Origin of the sequence: Sporomusa aerivorans, from assembly GCF_041428895.1 — a bacterium.
Taxonomy (GTDB): domain Bacteria; phylum Bacillota; class Negativicutes; order Sporomusales; family Sporomusaceae; genus Sporomusa; species Sporomusa aerivorans.
In genome coordinates this window covers 2885770-2907415 of sequence record NZ_CP156926.1, presented here as the reverse complement: position 1 = coordinate 2907415, position 21646 = coordinate 2885770, and the positions used below count along the sequence as shown (strand labels likewise).

The following is a 21646-nucleotide window of genomic DNA, read 5'->3' as shown; positions in this document are numbered from 1 at the left end:
GAGCACCTCCATTCCACTTGTTCGCCATATACTTTGGCGAATATATCTCACATATAGTTGCCTTTTCTATTTTATGCGGCATACCCCGTTTTTTTTCTAAATAAAATGAAAATATAACCCGCTGCTTATGTGCGAGCAGCGGGTTTCTACCTATATATACTACAGGGTTATTTATTTTCGCAAGTTGTCAGTGGCAGCTCAAAATTACATAAAAACTCACATAATGTATCGACGTTTAGTAGGAGTCTTTGTATATCAGTCGAAATTAAGAAATAAATACCTTCCAGGAAAAGATTGGAGATTATAGCTGCGTGTATATCAAAAATTCTTTACAGAATAATATTATTTTTTCATTCATAACAGTAACCCTCATATTTATAGCTGTTATTGTCAGTACGATGTTGTCGGGTTGGGTTAAATCTCTGGATAATCTAATTATTTGCAGGGAAAAAGAAACAGCAAAAGAAATCACCGATCGCGTAGAGGCCTTTATGAATATTCCGCTGACCGTTAATGCCGGGAATTGGAGTAATATTAAGTACGAGGTTGTTGATATTTATGATCAGAAACAACGGGATCCTTTCTTTGTCAGCGTTCTGAAAACAGCTCCTGGTGAAATATACGGCTTTAGTTATGGCACGGAAACTGGTGAATACTACGGCGCGCGGCGCAATGAGGAAAATCAAATCGAAATTATCCGTAATGACGCTACGACCAATGGACATTCCCACTATTTCCAAATTACACCCGGTCTTAACGCCGGGCAGTTCGTAAACGATTTTGGCGGATTTGATCCCAGGATAAGAGACTGGTATAGAATCGCGCAAGATAAGAGAACGCCTTCATTCTCGCCCATTTACAAACACTTTGCAGTTAAAGACCTGGCTCTCACCGCCGCCCATCCCGTCTACAATCAGGCAGGCACTCTTTTAGGCGTAATGGGGACACACTTTACTCTTTCGCAAATTAACACCTATTTGCAGGAAATCACAAAGGATCGAAAAATAACTGCGTATATTGTGGAAAAGAATTCGGGCCAGCTTGTCGCCAACTCACTAAATCAGCCCAATTTCATTCCCCTGGCCACTGGGGGAATTACAGGCTTGACAGTAGAGCAGATTGGCAATGACTATATCGCAAACGCTTATCGCAATTATAAAATTAACAAAGTCGGTCAATCGACAGTTAAAACAGCAGATGATCGCTTGCACATCAAAATAACCGAATATAACAATACAGGCATAAACTGGTTAATTATTACACTCACGCCGGAAAGCCAGTTTACAGGACAGGTAAAAACAACAATTTGGCATACAATGCTGATAACCATGACCTTATCCGTTCTTGTTATCGTCTGCTGGGTAAAGCGGGTAAAATACCTGTTAAAGCCAATTAATGCATTAAAAGAGGTAACAAACAGAGTTGCGTCAGGTGATTTATCCTGCCGGGCGAAAATCTATCGAAGTGACGAAATCGGAGAATTATCCATCGCCTTTAATAAAATGGCCGGTGACCTGCATACACTGATTGGCCGACTGTCAAAGTCCTTCAATATGAATCCCAATATCATAATGTTAGTATCTTTACAAAACAATACTTATATCGCTGTAAATAATGCTTTCCTCAATGCAAGTGGATTATTACAGGAAGAGATCCTCGGCCGCAGTATTGTTGAATATTGTTTGTGGGACGATCCAAAAAGCAAGGCGGAAATAACCAAAGCCATGCTTTCGGACGGCTACGTTTCCGGATATGAAATACAATATTATTCGTGCGAGGGAGTGCGTACCGGTTTATTATCCTGCGATAAGGATATCATTGATGATAAGCCCTGTGTATTGATTACGATTACGGATATAACTGCAAAAAAACAATTTGAAGCTGAGCTTACCCGTTTTGACAGCCTTAATCTTATCGGGGAAATGGCCGCAGGCATTGGGCACGAAGTTCGCAACCCTATGACAACAATCCGGGGATACCTGCAGTTATTGCAAGATAAGCAGGAGCTTGCCAGATATCATGGGCACTTTAAGCTAATGATCGATGAATTGGATCGCGCTAACAATATTATCACCGAATTTTTATCTCTGGCCAAAAACAAAAAAGTTGAAATGAAGTGTGGCAATCTAAATGAAGTTATCCAGTCGCTTTTTCCCTTGCTTCAAGCCGATGCTCTCCGCAGAGGACATGAAATTATATTAGATATTCATGAAATTTCCAATTTCGCATTTGATGAGAAAGAAATCCGTCAGTTAATTTTAAACTTTGTAAGAAACGGGTTTGAAGCTTTAGCAAATCGCGGTAAAGTTATTGTTCGAACTTATGAAAGAACAGGCAGTATTATCCTCACGGTACAGGACACAGGAACGGGAATACCTGAAGAAGTTATTAAAAAACTGGGAATTCCATTCGTTACAACCAAAGAAAACGGCACCGGGTTAGGGTTACCTGTATGTTACCGGATTGCAGAAAGGCATGGTGCCAGTATTAAGGTCGATACCGGTCCTCAGGGAACATCCTTTATGGTGGTGTTTCCCAAACTCGACAAACACCTCCTATAAGTAACAGCTCACGGCATTCCTGTCATTCTGTGAAGAAATGACAGGAATGCCGTACTGTTGAATATTGGTTTACGCCGGCCATTAAAATGGCTCTATTATCCGGTTTTACCGGATAATAGAGCCATACGACTGACTTTGTTGCGCTGTTAATTGCGTCCTTCTACACTCACCAAATCTGCCTCTGCATACACTTTCGATTCACCGGCAGGAATTTTATTTTTATCAACTACGGCAACTATGAAAAAGGTTACGAAACATACAACCCATTCCAGGTAAATAGGATGGGCAAATACCCGGACTTCAGGCACTATCTGCCAGCAAACCAGCGTTATAATGCCGGCCAACGTTGTGTAAAAGGCCGTGTTCCGCCGGCAAAGCGACGGCATAAACATGGTAAACAAAAATACCAGGGTAAAAGCTGTTGTGAGACTAAGACCAATAAGCATTGTTTTCACAATACCAACGGCGTTAAATGCAAACCATAAAGTAACAGCACCTAAAATGAGAATTGCGTAACGGTTAACAAGGGTGTACTGCCTGTCACTAATATCGGGTTTAAAAAAGCGCTTGTAAATATCCTGAGAAAATAGCGTCCCTGCCGCCAGTAGAATGTGGCAGGCAGTAGCAACATCCGCCGCCCAAAGCGCGGCAAGCGTTAAACCTGCAACTACGGGGTCGAGGCTCATTATCATCTGTGGCAAAGCCATTGTAGCATTCATGCCAGGATAAGCCGCCTTGGCTGCTAAACCCATGACTGCACAGGCAAAACCGATCGGGAACATCAAAAGCGCGCCCCACAAAAAACCGTGTTTTGCCGCTTTTTTATCAACGGCTGCACAGGCTATCTGCACAGGACCCTGTGCACTAATTGTTTGCGTCATCATAACGACAAACCAGCCAATAATGGTAGCCAGACCAAAACCGCCTACAGGTCCGAACCAGTCCACTCCGGCCGGCAAAGACGTAGCAATAGCGCTAATCCCGCCCTGCTTGGCAACAATAACCATGGTGCTAGTCAGTACCCCCGCATAAATGAGGGTAGTGCTTAGAATATTGGACAAGCCTGATGACCATAAGCCGCCAAGAATGGTCGTGCCTATAAACACAATTGCGCTGGTTATCATGCCGCCATGCAAGGAAAATATATCGGGCAACAACGCCGACAAAATTGCGCCACCGGCTATATATTGCAGTGAAGTAATGACCAGTTGAATCGTGATCATTCCCAATACTGCGATTGCCCGCCCCTTTTTATCATAATAACGCTCAAATAGTTCAGGTATGGTCGTGCAATTCAACTCACGATATTTGCCTGCCGCAACCATAGCCATGGCTACGGCGCCCGCCGCCCAGGCAACATTATACCAGCCGGCGGCAATCCCGAATTGAAAAGCATTCTCCGCCACGCCAATGGTCGAAGCAGCACCAATTGCTGTTCCGGCAATATTGGCAGCTACCAGGGTAGTGGTTAGCTTGCGTCCGGCAAACAAAAAGCCACTGCTATTTTCGGCTCTTCTTTTTACATAAATACTAATTCCAAATAAAACGCATACGTACAATACAATAATTACCAATTGAATACTCATTTCCATACTACCTTTCTACATTTTAATTTTTACCGGGAGGCACAAAAACACACTACATATACTACAACATCAACCTACCAGACACCAAAACTACAATATAATAATAACGCGCATAATCTTGCCTGTCAATTTCATTGCAAGCTAACTTCCAATTATTTATGTTATTTTGCTAAAGCACCTTTATATACAGGAAATACGGCTGCGCCGCTTATCTATAGAAACCAAAGCTGGAATTACTCTTTTCAAACAACTTTTGGCTAAGAAAAACGAGCTATAAACCTTTTGATTTATAGCTCGCCAATCACCTGATAATCCCAAGACTTAATACAAATTTGAGCGCTGCTGAGAGCTTTGATACTGCTCATCTTCATAATTTAGCACCAGTGCCAACTGCTTCGCGTCCAACTCGTTCTCCCAGCGGGAAATAACAACAGTAGCTACCCCATTGCCGATCAGGTTAGTCAACGCCCGCGCTTCCGACATGAAGCGGTCAATCCCCAAAATCAAGGCCAGACCTGCCAAAGGGACGGTTGGAATCACAGAGAGTGTAGCTGCCAGTGTGATAAAGCCACTGCCAGTGACGCCTGCTGCACCTTTCGAGGTTATGAGCAACACGGCCAGCATGGTAAGCTGCTGCCCCAATGTCAAATCAGTATTGGTAGCCTGCGCTACAAAAACTGCGGCCATCGTCAGATAGATAGACGTTCCGTCCAGGTTAAAAGAATAGCCGGTAGGAATGACCAGTCCAACCACAGGCTTGGAACATCCCAGCCTCTCCATTTTATCCATCATTCGCGGTAACACGCTTTCGGACGATGATGTCCCCAGGACAATAAGCAATTCTTCTTTTATAAAGCTGATAAATTTGACAATGCTGAAACCGGCTAAGGCGGTGATTAGGCCAAGAATAACAAATATAAATAACAAACAGGTTAGATAAAAGCTGCCCATAAGCTTGGCAAGGGGGATTAGTGACGCTAAACCATACTTGCCAATGGTAAAAGCCATTGCACCGAAAGCGCCGATAGGAGCGACTTTCATAATGATGCTGACAACCTGAAAAAAGCCCTGAGATAGTTCTTCCAGTATTCTGATCAAACTTTTCGCCCGTTCACCCATGGCAGAAAGAGCAACACCAAACAGTATAGAAAACAATAGTACTTGCAGAATGTCACCTTTTGCAAAAGCATCTGTCACAGTATTAGGAATGATATTCATAATAAAATCTGTCGTACTTTGCGCTTGGGCCTTCGAAGCATAGCTGGCAATCGCCTTGGTATCCAGCGTACTGACATCGGCATTCATCCCCATGCCAGGCTTCACTACATTAACAACGATTAACCCGACTATTAGGGCAAGCGTTGATACTATCTCAAAATAGAGCAGCGCTTTGCCGCTTACACGGCCTACCTTCTTCATATCCCCCATTCCTGCTATTCCCAAGACGACAGTACAAAAAATAACAGGTGCAATAATCATTTTAATTAACTTGATAAACCCGTCACCTAAAGGTTTCATGGCGGCGCCAACGGCAGGATAAAAATGCCCGAGCAACACCCCAATTGTGATCGCCATAAGTACTTGTACGTATAGAATTTTATACACCGGTTTTTTCATAGTTGTTCCCTCCTTATTAATACAGTACCGCCAGAATAAAAGGTCCAGGGAAGCAACCATTAATTTCAAGTAAATTAACTGGTCGACCCTTTACCCCTTGCAGCCCCATCATGACACTCGTCGATAACGCTTCTATGGCAACAACAGGTCGAATATATCTGCGGCCATGTCTTCGCGACTTTTACTGTCATGACTTTTAGGCAATGCAATTCCAAATACTATTATTTCCCCCCTTTCTCGATAGTAAGAAAATTCCATTCGTTATATCATAGTTAAAATCCTTCCATTACTTTACAACTTTTGTTTTTATTTTTTATTCATTCTCAAACTACGGAAGAATTTGCACTTTTTGTTCTCTTTACAAAAACAATAATGCTTTTAAAATAGTCCAGGAACATCTTGTGAAAATACTAAAGCCTGCACAATACTACTCAAAAATAAAAATCGCCTAAACCGAAGTTTAGGCAAACCGCATTCATTTCTCATAAAATAATATTTTTTTGAACTGCCTCTTCTATAGGCAGACTATATAAAGGCAGCCCCTGCTTTCTTATTCGGCCTCTGTTTTTTGCAGCAATGCATAATCAAGAGCAGTCATTGTGTCTGGTACCGCTTCAACACCGCGTACCGTGGCAGCCATATAGTAAGCACAGCCTAAATAATTGTCGGAACAAAGATTCGTTCCTGCATATAAATGTTTTATTTTACAGCCGTTATCGTAGTAAGGACACATTTATACCACTCCTTTAATGATCTGCATTAAATAAGAAATGATTATTGGCTAATATATATTATGCATTGTTGCCTATGGTGTGATAGGCTTTGAATACTCCAGCTCTATCCTAACTAAACTACTGTTGAAAGTTTAAAAATACTGTAGCCCCGTTATTTCAATCGACATAATATAGAACATGGAGATTATTTTTAAGGGGAGGAGACTATGGAGGAGCTGAAAAACCGCAAAGCTATAACCTGGGCAGACTATCGTCAAATATTACTAAAGATAGAAGAATTAGAAAAGGAACTCCAAGTCCAACAGGTTAAAATCAGCATGTTACGCGAGGAACAGAAAAAGCTGCTAGATATCTTAAAAAGCATTGGGCTTGCAGACTTTGATAACACACCGGATTCCCCTTAACGGCCAGCCGTCTGAAGTAATACGTTTTTTTGCACTTCAGCCCTGCCTGCCGCATGGAAAATGCTCCATGCCCGGCTGATAATAGTCCCCAAACACCAGGGAGCCGCACATGAAACATTGCGCTTCAGTGCGGCTCCTTACTTTAAAAAGTCAAATTCAAAATTCACTAAAATATCCAAGGGAAAAACCTGTTTTCCGGTAGGACTCTTCCAGATCCAGCCAACTAAGATCGCCGAAAATGCCTTGATGGTCATCCAGCCAGCGTCGATGGTTAAATGAGATCATTTTAGAATTTTTGTTTACCTTTTCCGGTTTTACAAGGTATGTCGCCAAATATGCTTGCTTACCGGCCGAAAAGGTCGCTGTTGTCCATTGCTTTCTCTCCTGTCCGACCCCGAAGGAAAGCAAATAAGAATATGATCCAACAGCTCCAGGATAGCTTTGGTTCCGAAATATTCGGTACTCCGCAACAGAATTATGCCGATATGCGGTAAAACCGGTTGATAATATATAGTCCTTCTGTTCACCGGAATATTGCAGGTAGCTTCCGCCTAGAGACCATATCCAGTTTTTAGCTTGACCAAATTTGAAATTAAAATTATGATCGATTCTGGTCTTAGGCAAATAGTCTGTCTCTGTCCCGGCTGCCAGCGCAGTGTAGGTATAAAAGGAACGACTCCAATCCTTATATGCCCCTACTGCCGCAAGTTGTCCGCTGCCTTCCGGCCGGGAAAAATTGAAAAACTGAGTATACCAGGTGAAGTCAGGCTGTCCTGTCCGATAATAAGATAAAGATATAGTTTTCCAATCACCATAGCCGGAATGTGGCGAAAGATATTCATACGCCGTTGATAACTCAATCCGACTGTTTGGCTTACCGTCATTCTGATCCAGCGCCTTGAGCTGCTGAAAAGGATATAACACTAGAACCAGCAACAGCGAAAAAACCAGGCTTAATCTTTTTGTCATTGCGCTACCGCACTTTCCAGCTTCTTTTTGGTAAGATTATAGATTACCTGTTGTTCGATTGGCAGGAAAGAAACCCTTGCTGCCAAATTACTGTTTACTTGCTGCCACAGATGATTTTTCATAACCGGCCTGCCGGTAAGAAGATCGTAGTAAATGGGGAACAACTGGGCAAAGGCATCCGGATATGCATTATGCCATGACGACTTGCTAAGATAGGTTTCCTCAACAGCCCAGTCAAATATCTTATTTTCGGCATCATAGAGCCGAGCCCAGATTCCTTGCGCCATAGAATCACGGACCTTATTGTAGTAGACAGCATTTCCCTTACCGGTAATCTTACATAAAGCAATATATGCCGTAACCCCTCCGTAAGCTTCGCAGTTGTCCATTAGATATTTAATCCGGCTATCCGGCAGCGCTCGGGTCAGCCCATCCTTATCCTGCAGTAACGGCAGCAGATAGGCAATATCTTCGATTTTCGCCCAGTTATTGTGGAGAATGGCAACATCGCCTGTTTTATTAACGTATTGCTGAAGGAGATGGAGAAATAGGCCCGCATACCCGTCCACAGAGTCATATTTATGCGTTGCCTGCTCCAGTCCTCCATGGAGGGTGCGAATGTAGATAGTGCCGGTAAGTCCGAATCGGTCCGGATAATTGAGCCTGCTAAAATACCAATCGATAAATTTTTCTACCTGTTTAAGATTTCTATTATTTTCGACTTCATTCAACGCCAGAACAGATACTATATAAGGTTCAATAGTGTTCCGGTCTACAAGATCACTGTCATATAACTCCATTATGGCGCGGGCAGGATGACTGGCGGCAGCAGTCTCCTGCAGGCCCAAAAACAACACTATACTAGCGAGAATTAATTGTAATAATTTTTTCTGTTTCCTGCCCATCTGGCACCACAAGGTAATAATACCGTTCATCTTCCTTAACCCGCCCCCCTTCCCAATTGGGTTTTTGATACTTTGCTTTAGGCAGGGCAACAGTGATGCCTGCCAAACCTTCCGGATTCTTTAGGGAAACAACAAGTTGCTTATCATGTAAATCAAAGCTATAGGTAGTTTTGAGAAAGCGCAGAAAAAAACTCGCATAATAACTCATGGGGCGAACGCTGATTTCCCCGGCTGCCTGCAAAGCTTCCGCTTTATCAAGGAATTCCTTTATAGCTGTAGGATATTCTCCTATATCATAGGGATGGGAATAGACGAGGCGGACAGTACGATTGCGGGCAGCATAAGCCAGGATATCACCCAGCCATTCCCCGACTTTATCCTGGGTATAATGCAGATCCTGCATTTCCCCCAGTGAAGCAGTACGGCCAAGAGGCATAACCGGAAAGGCAATAACTTTATCACTGACCATCTTTCCATCATAAAAGGTCCTGTTAGGAGCGCTGCCGGTATCGCCGGTATAATAATAAGCAATAATCCCCATATCTCCAAGCATATGAGTCATCACCGGCTGGGGATGCAAGCCGCCGGGCGCGGAATACTCAGTTACCTTATTGCCGGTGATTTTCTCAAGAACATCATTGTTGAGAGCGATATATTTTCTGATGTCTTGTTCATTTAAAGAACCGTTTAATATATTTTCTATGAACCAGTTATGCGCCCATCCCCCATGAGAACCTATTACACCGTAGTTTTTAAGCATTAAAGTCAAATCTTTGCCTGCGCCAGCGGCGTCATACCCCAGTCTATCCTTAGGGTAATCGCGGAAGCCGCCGGCAGTTACATGGAAAGACGACTGCAGCCCCGGCCGCAGGAGACCGCCGGCCTGCATGGCTGGCAATGTAGCATGTTCCACACTGGAATCAATATGCCAGTTAATAACAATTCCGCCCTGGCCCTGATCCACATTAGCGATGTGCGGAACCTCGGCCACTGTGAACAGATAGGTCCTGAGTATTGATCTTAACGGCATATCATCGCTATTACCTTTTAGATAGCCCAGCGGTATATTTACATATAGCACTTTACCCTTTGCGTAATCGGTAAGCAATATGGCGGGGAGTGCCTCACTTTTGCCGGTATCGCTGTAAGCATAGATTGCGCCGTCAGAAATTTCCCGGATAGGCACATTTCTCGCAACGGGGTATTGGAGTGAACCATAGCCATAACTGCTTAATACCAGCTCATCTAAAGTTTTTCCCGGAGGTATTTGGAAAAAATCACGTTTTTCCGGTGAAACAAACCGAAGCTGTCCGTACGTAAAAGCTTTGGCTGCCAGTGTATGATAGGTAATATAATTCAGACCAACAATGTCGGCAAGTGTTGCGCGCTCCATATAATTGCCATTATTATCTTTAATACCTACATCATAGATAACGGCAATATTTCCCCCTTGCGCGAGATATTGCTTTATCCATTCGCCAAACTGCTTTGGCACATTCTGCAAAATGCCGTCAGGCAATAGTACTACCGGAACGGTTTTTACCAGTTCATCAGGCACTTTACGCATAAGCTGGAAAACATTCACACTCGCATAAGGAACCCCTTCCTCTTTAAGCACACTCTCATAAGCGGCCAAGGTATTGGATTCTTTAATATAGTCGGGATGAAATACTACGAGGACCTTAACTCCATAGTCAGACGGCATCCACATTTTTAGTATAGGGTCCGCCAGAAAAGCAAGTAAAAATAAGCCCAGAACTCCAACTATCAGAACCTTTCTTATACGACTCTTCCCTCCCCGTCGGTGGAAACAAAACCAAAAATCTTCACACCGCTATGAAGTGTAATGCCTTTTTTACTGATTACTGATTTGACAGTATAGTAAGTACCAATAGTAACACCTTTCTCCAGCAATATGTGACCTTGTGTAAATATTGTTCCTAACACCTTACAGTGCGGCCCAATCCGGATATTACCTTCGGCAAAAATATTGCCCAAAATTGTGACTTCCGGTGCAGCAGTCAGATCGCCATGAGTTTTGATGTGGCCGTCAATAATGGCATACTCGCCAATGATCAGCGAGTGGGCAGCAATAAAATCACAATGCTGCCGGCTGTGAGCCGGTACAATGGAGAGATTGCGTTCCGGCTCATCCTGGCGGACACCGTCCGTTTGAAAGCTTTCACCCTTTTCAGTCACCGGCTTGCCTGCGTCCAGACAAGGCAATGTAACAACAGGGAAGCCATAAAGCCTCTTAAACAGACACTGCCGGGAGATAGACAATTCTTGCCCGCAGGCGGCGCTAACGCCAAGTGAACACTGCTCATCAACCCGGATATTTCCTTCGGCGTCAAGCCAGCGAGTAAACTTGGTACCTTGAAGAATGCGGATATCGCCATCACAAGCCAACGCCCGCAACCGGTTATTCTCACCAATGATCACATCCCCGCAGGCGTATATTTCCTTTTCAAATACCACCTTGCTGCCAGTTTGCAAGGTCTTCTCAACATAATAAATGTTCTTAATGTTGCTATTGTCGCCAATAGCAGCAGTATCAACTACCTCAATCTGTTCCTGCTTGGACAGGCTAATACTGAAAACTCCCCTCGCCCCCGCATAGCCGGCCAGCGACCTTTTCAGCATCTTCCTGAAAGCCAGACCAAAATAGCGTGGCTCCCGGTGAGACTCCATATTAATATATAAAGGCGCCGCGTCTTCTTTCCGCCACAGTTCGCGCACTCCGGGAACAAACGGCAGAATTAGCAAGAAGATTAGCAAGGAAAAAAGGATAATCGTCATGATACAGACCCCTTTATACCGTGCTCTGTCTGAAGCGTTCCGTCTTGTGCCAATTGGATTTGCGCAGGGTGATTGCGTCAATGACGGCATCTGCGAATCCTTTTGCTATATACCACATATTGAAGAAAAAATTAAATACCAGTAATGGCAATAACAAAATACGCTGTGAGGTGCCATCCAGGAGACAAGCAGTCCCTACTTGATAGAATGGGGCAAAATTGCCAAAAGTGCTATATGCGCCGATAAATAGTAAAAAACCCAGCCCGCTAAAAATTTGCATCTGCCCAAGAAAAAACAGGAGGACCGAGCTGGCAAGGCCTAAGAGCAGAACTACGGGTACAGAGTAAACAATAAGCAGCAGGATTCCATCGAACCTTTCCCGCCAGGAAAGATACGGCGATTTGAGGACTGCTAAAAAATATCGAAACATAACACTATTGTGTCCCCGTGACCAGCGCCTGATTTGCCGCGCCCGTACCTCCCAGGTCTCTGGTACTTCTTCATAGCATTCCGCTCTATTGGCATATAATATTTTCCACCCGTTGAGCGACAGCCGGTACGTCAGTTCGGTATCTTCGGCCAATATATCTGTGTAAAAGCAGCCGAGCCCGACAACAACACTTCGTTTAAAACCTCCGACAGTTCCGCCGTATTGCGGCAATAGCCCCAAATTGTAGCGGGCTTGCTGATCCACCTGATACCCCCCGGATCGCTCCAGGTCAAGAAGACGTGTCATTAAGTTTGTCTTAGTATTAACCGGAACTACCCGTCCCATGACTGCCCCTACTTCCGGATCTTTAAAGCAGACAGCAATATCTTTTAATATACTGCTGGGCGGAAGATAGTCGGCGTCAAAAACAATGATAACTTCGCCGCTTGCCTGTACAATGGCATCGTTTAGCGCGGCCGGTTTGCCGCGCTCGCCGCTGTAGCGGTGTATTGGCTTGATGAAAGCATGCCGTGACGCATAGTAATCAAGAATATTCCTTGTTCCATCCTGCGAGAAATCATTGACGGGAATAATTTCAAACTTGTCCTGATCATAGTCAGACTTCAGCAATCGCTCAAGGATATGTGCTGCAACCTTTTCCTCGTTATGCATAGGAATCAGCACCGATACCGTGGGTAAATCGGAATCTATAATGTCCTGATAGTATAACCGCTGTTCTCCAAACAGCCTATTAAGTGTAAAGAGAAAGTGTCTTATTGAGTACACTGCCATTATGGCGACTGTAAACAGAAGAAAAGCCTTCAGCAGGGATATGATTACCAGCGCCATAAGGAAAAATCCCCCTTTATTTTTTTCGCAAGCCAAGTAACATGAATGCTATAGATGCCTACAATATAGGCGAAATCCAGTAACGGCCCAAAGGCGAAAAACAGTAACGCCATATATAGCAAAGATGCTTTGGACAGGAAGTAAAGAATCGCAACATAGCGAACTGTACCAAACGTTAATGAATATAGATAGGTTGCAATCATTGTCAGGAATTTTGTCATCGTACCAGATGGCAATGGTAAGAGGGCAACCCCCATGATGAATGGAACAAATAATAATATGCTGATTTGTTGTACCATATATAAGTAGGAATAATCTGCGGTATCATAAGGAAACAAGTTAGGTGACACGGCAAAAAAACACGAAGCCAGCATATGCACAGTAACAATAGGGATTAAGCAAATATTTAAAGGTCTGGGTTTACAAAAATATACCAAAAACAGCAAGAGAACAAGTGAAATTGCAAAATTAACAATGGAAAACCCAAACGTTGGGTACTTGCCAGGGACATTAAGAAAATTTAAATAACCAACAGCAGCCAAAAAGGGGCCTTGAGTAATCATAACTGTATCATGAGCGTAAAAAGGCGATAGTATGGTTTCCGCCAGTAAACAAATGGCGTGAGTAAGCTTTGGATAGTTATAAGCTGTTAAAGCAGCTAGGGGAACTGCCATACAAACAAATTGCAACAGGAACAATTGGACTGATCCCGGCAGCTTGCGATAAGAACGATGATAGAGAATTACGGATTTCCCGTTTTCAATTGGGGGTTGCATCCTTGTCTCCATGGGTCTTATATATTTTGAACCAAACCCATTTCTAGCGTTAATGAAGAATGGATAATCGCAAATACGGTGCTCTTAACTGATAGTTCTCCTAGTCTAAATAATACAATTTGCAAATTACTTATGTCAACAAACATAAACATCCATTCTGCCATAACCTAATCAGGTTTTCCCAATATTAAATCCGGCTATCTTTTGGATAGCCGGATTTAATATTGTCATTATGATACTTTAATTTGATTGGTAAAATCATTGCCAGCTCATCCAAACGCGTTATTTCGCAACTTCGCTATAGAATGCCGCCAAAAACTTCGCGCCATTGGCGATTACCCGCTCGTCAACGTCAAAGGCGGCGTTGTGGTGTCCTCCGCCGGTTGGCGTTCCATACAGCACAAACATAGCCTGGCCGCCCTGGTTTTGGACATGTCGCATCATCACGGTAAAATCCTCAGATCCGTTTAAGCCCGCCTCTGGTATAACGCGCTTAACAGAAGGCAATGACCGGACAACTTTTGAACCTAAGGCGACCAGTTCAGGCGAATTTACACCGCCAAAGGCAGCTGCTGCGGGTACAATGTCAAGTTCCAAATCATACATTGCAGCAACTCCTGCTAATATCTCCTTGGCCCTAGCCACCATATAGGCATTGATGCTATCTGTCTCTCCCCGTGTTTCCAGCCGGAAAGCAGCCCTGTCAGGAATTACATTCCAATCTGTACCCGCGGTCATTGTTCCCACATTAATCTGAGATGCCCCGTCGCCGTGCCGGGCGATAGCATAAAGGCTTGTCACCGCCACACAGGCGCCCAGCAACGCATTCTTGCCCGCATTGGGCTGGATTGCGGCGTGAGCGGCCCGGCCACGGTAAGCAACTTCAAAACGCGAGATTGGATAAATGTTGTTTACGTTTACGGCTATCTCGCCAAGTTGCTTCAGACTGGTGCCAACATGCCCGCCGACAAGATACTCCACATCGTCTACAACGCCTGCGGCCACCATGGCGGCTGCACCGGAAAGGTTCTCCTCATTAGGTTGAAAAATAAATTTGATTGTACCTTTTACTATTTCCCGGTTTTCGCTAAAATACCGAGCCACCAGTAAGCCTATAGCCGCGTGAGCATCATGCCCGCACATATGGGCATACCCCGGATTCTCCGAGACAAACCCTTCTCGCGCCGGTCTATGTTCGTAATCACCAGCCTCGCACACCTCATTAGAGTCGATATCAAACCGAAAACCTACAGTCGGCCCGGGCAAGCCGCCCTTAAGAACTGCCACTACTCCGGTAAATCCGCCTTTTGCCGCCAAAATATATTTTTCTTTTATACCAAACTTCAATGCCTGCTGGTATTCTTGCTCATGTTTATCAACACCTGGCAGCATGATTTGCTTGGCAGGATCAATTATATCTTTGCCTAAAAAGAGGGTATAGTCCCACTCGGAGAGTTTTTCAGCGATAAAGCCGGTCGCAAAATATTCAAGCCAGGCTGCCTGAGGACATTTATGAAGTTGACGCCGCCATTCTACAGCATCCTTATAATAGTTTTCAATTATTTCGTCTTGCTTAAGATATGTTTCCATCAGCCATACAACCTTTCCTTAAGATTAAAACAGACACTAAATTCGCATCTATTTACAGTCTCTGGCTTGTATACGAATTGTTACTTCCGGCCTCGACAGGTCTATACGTTGCTAAACTAATCAATACGTAGCAAGTCATATTGACGACTAAAGCTACAAAACCGGCATTAAAATTCATTCCGGCAAACGCAAAGGGATCCATCTTGCCTAAAATCAAAACGAAGACCAATATTTCACCGATAATTAACCCGATATATGCACCCAGCTTGGTAGCCTTTTTCCAAAAAAGTCCTAATACAATCATAGGGAAGAATTGGGTAACTCCCGAGTAACCGGTAAGCAAGAGGTTAACCAGCATATTGGGAAGATATATCGCCAGACATAAGGCTATACAGGTAAGTACCAGAACTGCTGCCCGGGCAAGAAAAGCCACTTTTTCCGGCGAGGCATCTTTACCTATTGTTTTACAGTAAATACCGCGTGTGCATAGCATGGACGTAGACAGAAGCAAGTCGGCTGCCGGAATCATACAGGCCAGAGCCCCCGCACCGCCAACAAGGCCCAACGCCCAGCCCGGAAAGGTTTCGCGGACCATTGTCATGAAGGCCATATCCGGTGTTTTTAACGGTGAGCTTAATACCAGAATAGCCGTGAAACCAATCAGCATTGGAAACAGGAAGCATATTTGATACAGCGGCAGGTAAACGGCGTTATGCCTAAGGACGTTAGGATTACGGGCGCTAAAGCTGTTTGGCACAAAATGCGGCCACATATAAAACCCTAAGCCGGTCAACAGCAATGTTGACATCGTCCAGCTTACATCCAAGTTCTTGGTGCCGCCCGGCAAGGTCAGAAATCCCGGTTTGGCCGCGTCCAAAGCTTCAAACATGCCACCTACACTACCAAAATAATGTATGGGAAGATATAATCCAAAAAAAGCAACTGCCGCCATCATAGTAACGTCCTTGATTACAGCTGTTGCGGCAACGCCTTTCAATCCGCTTAAATATACGAACGAAGCGACCAGGACGAATGCTATCATCATGGCAGGTACGCGAGTCAATTGTCCATAAGAACAGGTTTCAATGATTAGCCCCAAACCGGTAAGCTGCAACTGCAGGTACGGGAGCAGGAACGCTACACCAATGATGGCTGTCAGTATGGCCAGGGTTCTACTTTTATATAAATGCTCAACCAAATCCGGCTGAGTCATTAAGCCAAACTGTTTACCAAGCGGTGAAATCTTAGGTAACACATAATATCCTACCACATAAGCCAATGCCCCATAACCGAGCATGTAAAATGCGGGAGCTCCCCGGCTATATGCCCAACCGCTGGCACCGAGAAAAGCAAACGCTGTATAAATCTCACCGGCTAAAACAAACCAGCTTAGCCACCTGCCAAAACTTCGGCCCCCAACGGCCCATTCCTCAAGATCCAATTTTTTCTTCATGCCAGGTATCATGCCCACTACGGTCGCTACAATAATGAATGCAAAAATCACCAGTAATGCAATTACATCATTTGCCATACTCTAACCTCCTTTTAAAACTAAAGTTCGGTGTCTTTTCTTGAGTCTATTTTGTATACAATTTTCAGGCAGCCAAATGCGACAAATATGCCGGCAAATAACCAAAATGCCAAAAAAGGCAGTCCGCAGATAATCGGATACACTTTATTGACAAATGGTATCATACCAACAATCCAGACAAAAGGAACCAATGTTAAAATTACTTTTAGAATGTCCACATATTCCCCTCCCTTCCTAAAAAAATAGAGACACCTTTTAGGGAGTCTCGTCATTGAGATATTTAAAAACTTCACTTTATTATAATACATACGTTTCTATTTTTTCAATAATTTTACTCAAACTGAATATTTATCCAGTCATAAAAAAACGCCTAAACCAAGTCTAGGCGGCATGAACCAGTTTTTCAATAAAATTATCTGGTAATCTCACTGTCGGGTATTCTGTTAATTAATGCTTTACGTCAAATAAAATCTTATAAAAACCATCATTGCTATCTTCACATAACCATACTATCGGCTTAGTACGCTTTTGCAAATATCCCCAGTCTATTGTTGCCGCTACCACTCTGTTAAAAGTACGGCAGGAAGAATCATCAAAATGGAGGGCCACCTGTAAAGACTGGCTAGTCTCATTCTTTCTCAGCTCAAATTCTTCCAAAATTTTTGTATCGTCATTTTCCTGCAGATTACCGAATACTTTTACCGGACGCCCTAACGTATTGTTTAATATTTCCTGGAGGCTGGAGTATACACCGTCAAACCGATTGTTCATTAATACACCCGCTTTCAAAAATATTACTCGAACAATGGAAAGATAAGATACGCCGCAGACAGTTACGCTAATCCTGTCTTTGCCTACCAATACACTGCTAGCAAATATACTATATAGGAACAAATAACGATAGGCAAATTATTTTTTCCAAATGTTACTAAAACAGTGCTGAAATGGCAAATAACGTTACCGAGTTGCTATTGATGTTAGCAGCAAGTCAGTTTTGAGCTACGCCCCCTAAGCAAGTGGCTTTGATTCAGGTAAGACATTTTGAATTCGCGATACTTTCCTGTAATTCTTGCGCCATCTTATTAAACTTTGGCACGATGTAGCAATCTCAACAACAGAGACTGACCTCTCTGCTGTTGCCGCTGAAACAGTTTGCGTCTGAGTCGGATAGCGATACTTACTATGTTTATTTGCCTTGTATAATAATCTCCTTTATATCAGGTCCCGCAAAATGTTCGATATGGGCAGGATGACGGCTCAGGCAGGGTGGAATATTCTGCCTGCTCCCGGGAATGAGCATAAGGATTTGCAAGAACAGCAAGCAGCTTCTCCATCACGTTGTAGTCACCTTGTGTTGCGGCTTCCAGTGCAGCTTCCACCCGGTGGTTGCGGGGAATTACCGCCGGATTGCTGTTTTTCATCAATTGGTGTGAAGCAGTTATGGTTTCCCGCTGTCGGCCTAGTCTTGCCTGCCACAGGTCAAACCACTGAGTAAACTCTGCTGTTCCATACAGCACCGTTTCTTCCGGAGTATCAAACGTCAATGCACGAAAAGTATTAGTATAATCCGCACCATACTTCTGCATCGCATCTAACAGGCCTGTGATAAGGGAATCATCGTGTGTTTCTTCATCATTAAATATTCCCAGTTTTGAACGCATTCCCCTAAGCCAATTGCGCTGGTACAGCTCGGCAAAATTCTGCAGCGCATCCTGGGCCAAGTTGATAGCCTGCGCCTGATCAGCATGCAACAGCGGCAATAATGTTTCCGCAAACCGCGTCAGATTCCATGCGGCGATATGAGGCTGATTACCATAAGCATACCGGCCTTGCATGTCAATAGAGCTGAATACTGTGGCTGGGTCGTAGGCATCCATAAAGGCGCAGGGACCATAATCAATGGTTTCGCCACTAATAGTCATATTATCGGTGTTCATCACGCCGTGAATAAAACCAACTAATTGCCATTTGGCAATCAGTGCGGCTTGGCGCTCGATTACTGCCTGAAGCAGTGAAAGATACCGCTTCTCATCTAATTCAACATCTGGACAGTGACGCTCCAGCGTATAGTCTGCCAGGATTCGAAGCTCCTCAATAGAACCCCAATGGGAAACATACTGAAAAGTGCCGACACGAAGGTGACTGGCGGCAATGCGGGTCAAGACAGCACCCGGCTGAAAGGTTTCGCGTACTATAGTTTCACCGGTTGTTACTACCGCCAGGCTGCGAGTGGTGGCAACACCCAGCGTATGCATTGCTTCGCTTATGATATATTCGCGCAGCATTGGGGCAAGGGCGGCACGTCCGTCGCCCCCGCGTGAATATGGAGTTATACCTGAACCTTTTAGTTGAATGTCAAACCGCTCACCCCGAGGAGTTATCTGCTCGCCCAGCAGCAGTGCCCGTCCATCTCCTAACATTGTAAAATGCCCAAATTGATGCCCAGCATAAGCCTGTGCAAGCGGCAATGCTCCGACAGGAGTGCGGTTGCCCGCCAATATTTCGATGCCTTCTTTACTACTAAGAGCACGGGTATCCAGCCCTAATCCTGCGGCTAAGGGATAATTAAAAAATACCAGATTGGGCGCGCGTACCGGAGTTGGCTTAAGGCAGGTAAATAGTAAATCCGGCAATCTTGCATAACTGTTATCTAAGTTCCAGCCTATCTCTATTGTTGATGTATTGCCTGTTTCCATCCTGTCTCCTCTTTTTCATTTTCTTTTAGTGTCTGCTTCCAGCAGCGTATTATACCGTTTCATACATTTTGTTTATTTATAGCTTTAACTAAGTTTCTGCTCAATATATAGCAAAAAAAGCACCTATAAACTACCAAATAAGCAATTTACCAGTGCTTTGCAAACTTACTTTTCTATCTTAAACTTAGTATTGAACAGTATATGCACTTAGAATATAAAAGCTAAATTTCGCCGCCAAGCTCTCTTATTTTTTGCTTGATTGCATCAATTTGACAGGGAGTATAATGACCCGATTTTTCACAAACAGCAACTTTGCTGATATAAACATCTACAGCTTGTGGATTTAACTCAATCGCTTGGTTATAATCCGCAATAGCCAAATCGTATTCACCTTTGAAATCATAAACAGCTCCGCGATTGGAATAAACATCAGCGTCTTGCGGATTCAGTTCGATTGCTTTCGTATAATCGCTAAGAGCTAAATCATATTCCCCCTTAATATCATAAACAGCTCCACGGTTAATATAAGCATCAGCGTCTTGCGGATTCAGTTCAATTGCTTTCGTATACGCAAAAACAGCCTTGTCGTAATCTTCTTTACTGTCATAATCATAGCCTAAATTAAACCATTGTATCGCAGTTAATGAGTGCTCATCTTCGTTCACAAACATACTCCTTTAACACTAAAATTTTATTATATAAAGTATATCATTGTCCCCCGCTAAATGCCATACTTCCCCAGAGTTCACTTTCGAATACGGTTAATTATCTTTCCTACACTGAACTGATTTATTATCTATACCAATTTTTATGGCTTGGAAATTGTACTCTCTTGAAAACAGACGACCGGATGCTAGCGAATACCAACGATTTATTTTTTGGGGTAATTATTACGTTTTATGAGTAAGCCCCTGTATCGCTTTTACGGCTCGTTATTCGAATAATGAACACAGTCTCATAAAATATACAAAACTATGCTGAAGGTGATAGGATGGATTTCAATGACATATTAGAAAATCCTACTCAAACCGCCCTAATTACCTGGCTTATAGGTATACTTCTTGCTGAAGGTTTAGATGCCATAGAATCCAGCGTATTAGGCCGGCTTATCATCGATATAGGTGAAGCACTGGTAACCCGCGGGGTAATACTGGCGGCCCAAGAGGCCATTGAGGCAAGTCAAGCCAAGGTTGCCGAGGAAAACTTCATAGATTCTACCGTAAGCGACACCCTGTTGAATACTATTAATGAGTTATATAGCCAAAATCAGTATTTGCAGGAACAAATCCGGGAATTACAAATAGCTTTGGCAGATTTGCAGAGCAAACTGGATATTTAACTTAGTATCTCTGGAATTCACTGTCATATATCACGCGAAAAGAGTAATTTAAAATTTAACAATTGCCAATAGTTTTCATGATTGCTGAAAGAAGAATGTGTAAACACTAGATTGTAGTTGATTCCAAAGGAGGTGATTCAATGAAACAGAAAATTGCCGCAAATTATCTTTACAGTAGTGTTACCATCAGTCCTTCTATTCCGGCTGTGAATCAGGAGGTCCAGATTATGTATAACGGTATCTTACTCCAAAATGGTGCATCAGAAGTTTACGCCCATGTAGGGTTCGGAAGCAACTGGAAATCAACAGCCGACTACAAAATGAATCGTACCCCACGTGGTTTTGAAGTTTCCATTCCTATCACCAATCATACCGATCGCCTCAATGTCTGCTTCAAGGATTCGGCCAATAACTGGGATAACAATTCAGGCTCTAATTATTCTTTTCCAGTTAAGAGACACAGTGTGGAGTATTCCCTGGATTATGAAACAGAAGTATGCATATAAGGAGGAATTAATATGCTCTATAAAGCAAACAGTAATGAATATTTAGCCAATGGTGTAATTATCAGTCCCACCAATCCTCATCCGGGCGAAGCTGTAAAAATTTGTTACAACGGTCTATTACCAAAAAGCGGCGCTTCCTGTATCCATGCTCACATCGGCTTTGGATTCGAGTGGCAAAATGCTCAGGATGTACAGATGACCAGGACTCCCTCCGGCTTTGAAACCACTATCATAGCCAATAATCACGACACCGTATGCATGGCCTTCAAAGATTCCGTCAACAACTGGGATAATAACAACGGTCTCAATTACAATTTCAATATTCACCAATAAAAGTAAGCAGCCTGCCAGTAA

At 43.5% G+C, this 21646-nt stretch carries 20 protein-coding genes; 5 read left to right on the top strand and 15 right to left on the bottom strand.

Annotated elements, in window-relative coordinates; translation table 11 throughout:
* Window positions 1–311: 311 nt before the first annotated feature.
* Window positions 312–2561 carry an ATP-binding protein gene (locus tag SATMO3_RS13640; RefSeq protein ID WP_371381313.1) on the top strand — a complete coding sequence of 750 codons (2250 nt, stop codon included), beginning with the start codon at window positions 312–314 and terminating at the stop codon, window positions 2559–2561.
* Between the two features lie 146 nt (window positions 2562–2707).
* Here SATMO3_RS13640 and SATMO3_RS13635 read toward each other — a convergent pair whose 3' ends face one another.
* From SATMO3_RS13635 to SATMO3_RS13625, 3 genes are all read right to left on the bottom strand, one after another.
* Window positions 2708–4147 (bottom strand): sodium:solute symporter family protein, encoded by a 1440-nt coding sequence (locus SATMO3_RS13635; protein WP_371381312.1) that lies wholly within the window; start codon window positions 4145–4147, stop codon window positions 2708–2710.
* Window positions 4148–4468: 321 nt separating this feature from the next.
* On the bottom strand, window positions 4469–5764 hold the full coding sequence (locus SATMO3_RS13630; protein ID WP_371381311.1) for a dicarboxylate/amino acid:cation symporter: 1296 nt from the start codon (window positions 5762–5764) through the stop codon (window positions 4469–4471).
* A 550-nt stretch (window positions 5765–6314) separates the two neighbouring features.
* Window positions 6315–6497 (bottom strand): hypothetical protein, encoded by a 183-nt coding sequence (locus SATMO3_RS13625; protein WP_371381310.1) that lies wholly within the window; start codon window positions 6495–6497, stop codon window positions 6315–6317.
* A 207-nt stretch (window positions 6498–6704) separates the two neighbouring features.
* On the opposite strand from SATMO3_RS13625, the gene SATMO3_RS13620 reads away from it, so the two are divergent.
* Window positions 6705–6902, top strand: a complete 198-nt coding sequence (locus SATMO3_RS13620; protein ID WP_371381309.1) for a hypothetical protein — start codon at window positions 6705–6707, stop codon at window positions 6900–6902.
* A gap of 156 nt (window positions 6903–7058) precedes the next feature.
* On the opposite strand, the gene SATMO3_RS13615 is transcribed toward SATMO3_RS13620, so the two are convergent.
* From SATMO3_RS13615 to SATMO3_RS13560, 12 genes are all read right to left on the bottom strand, one after another.
* Complete coding sequence (locus SATMO3_RS13615; protein ID WP_371381308.1) at window positions 7059–7871, bottom strand: YaiO family outer membrane beta-barrel protein; 813 nt, start codon at window positions 7869–7871, stop codon at window positions 7059–7061.
* Window positions 7868–8806 carry a hypothetical protein gene (locus SATMO3_RS13610; RefSeq protein ID WP_371381307.1) on the bottom strand — a complete coding sequence of 313 codons (939 nt, stop codon included), beginning with the start codon at window positions 8804–8806 and terminating at the stop codon, window positions 7868–7870. The genes SATMO3_RS13615 and SATMO3_RS13610 overlap by 4 nt, the downstream gene beginning before the upstream one ends.
* Window positions 8733–10487 (bottom strand): hypothetical protein, encoded by a 1755-nt coding sequence (locus tag SATMO3_RS13605; RefSeq protein ID WP_371381306.1) that lies wholly within the window; start codon window positions 10485–10487, stop codon window positions 8733–8735. Before SATMO3_RS13605 ends, SATMO3_RS13610 begins: the two co-directional genes overlap by 74 nt.
* A 68-nt stretch (window positions 10488–10555) precedes the next feature.
* On the bottom strand, window positions 10556–11575 hold the full coding sequence (locus tag SATMO3_RS13600; RefSeq protein WP_371381305.1) for a hypothetical protein: 1020 nt from the start codon (window positions 11573–11575) through the stop codon (window positions 10556–10558).
* Between the two features lie 13 nt (window positions 11576–11588).
* A complete protein-coding gene (locus SATMO3_RS13595; RefSeq protein WP_371381304.1) occupies window positions 11589–12854 on the bottom strand; it encodes a glycosyltransferase family 2 protein in 1266 nt (421 codons plus the stop codon).
* Window positions 12842–13630 (bottom strand): hypothetical protein, encoded by a 789-nt coding sequence (locus SATMO3_RS13590; protein WP_371381303.1) that lies wholly within the window; start codon window positions 13628–13630, stop codon window positions 12842–12844. The genes SATMO3_RS13595 and SATMO3_RS13590 overlap by 13 nt, the downstream gene beginning before the upstream one ends.
* Window positions 13631–13912: 282 nt before the next feature.
* A complete protein-coding gene (locus SATMO3_RS13585) occupies window positions 13913–15220 on the bottom strand; it encodes an amidohydrolase (protein WP_371381302.1) in 1308 nt (435 codons plus the stop codon).
* A gap of 52 nt (window positions 15221–15272) precedes the next feature.
* Window positions 15273–16751 carry a sodium:solute symporter gene (locus SATMO3_RS13580; RefSeq protein WP_371381301.1) on the bottom strand — a complete coding sequence of 493 codons (1479 nt, stop codon included), beginning with the start codon at window positions 16749–16751 and terminating at the stop codon, window positions 15273–15275.
* Window positions 16752–16771: 20 nt separating this feature from the next.
* Window positions 16772–16969 (bottom strand): DUF3311 domain-containing protein, encoded by a 198-nt coding sequence (locus SATMO3_RS13575; RefSeq protein WP_371381300.1) that lies wholly within the window; start codon window positions 16967–16969, stop codon window positions 16772–16774.
* Between the two features lie 229 nt (window positions 16970–17198).
* Entirely contained in the window at window positions 17199–17522 is a 324-nt protein-coding gene (locus SATMO3_RS13570) for a hypothetical protein (RefSeq protein ID WP_371381299.1), read from the bottom strand.
* 446 nt (window positions 17523–17968) lie between these two features.
* Window positions 17969–19447 carry a YdiU family protein gene (locus SATMO3_RS13565; protein ID WP_371381298.1) on the bottom strand — a complete coding sequence of 493 codons (1479 nt, stop codon included), beginning with the start codon at window positions 19445–19447 and terminating at the stop codon, window positions 17969–17971.
* Window positions 19448–19668: 221 nt separating this feature from the next.
* Window positions 19669–20112 carry a tetratricopeptide repeat protein gene (locus SATMO3_RS13560; protein WP_371381297.1) on the bottom strand — a complete coding sequence of 148 codons (444 nt, stop codon included), beginning with the start codon at window positions 20110–20112 and terminating at the stop codon, window positions 19669–19671.
* A 326-nt stretch (window positions 20113–20438) separates the two neighbouring features.
* Between SATMO3_RS13560 and SATMO3_RS13555 the strand changes: the two genes are divergently transcribed.
* The 3 genes from SATMO3_RS13555 to SATMO3_RS13545 all read left to right on the top strand — a co-directional run bounded on the left by SATMO3_RS13555 (window position 20439) and on the right by SATMO3_RS13545 (window position 21625).
* The gene (locus SATMO3_RS13555; protein ID WP_371381296.1) at window positions 20439–20786 is read left to right on the top strand and encodes a hypothetical protein; all 348 of its coding nucleotides are present in this window, start codon (window positions 20439–20441) and stop codon (window positions 20784–20786) included.
* A 140-nt stretch (window positions 20787–20926) separates the two neighbouring features.
* Complete coding sequence (locus SATMO3_RS13550) at window positions 20927–21292, top strand: carbohydrate-binding protein (RefSeq protein ID WP_371381295.1); 366 nt, start codon at window positions 20927–20929, stop codon at window positions 21290–21292.
* Window positions 21293–21304: 12 nt separating this feature from the next.
* Window positions 21305–21625, top strand: coding sequence for a carbohydrate-binding protein (locus SATMO3_RS13545; protein ID WP_371381294.1), 321 nt, complete (start codon window positions 21305–21307; stop codon window positions 21623–21625).
* Window positions 21626–21646 lie beyond the last annotated feature (21 nt).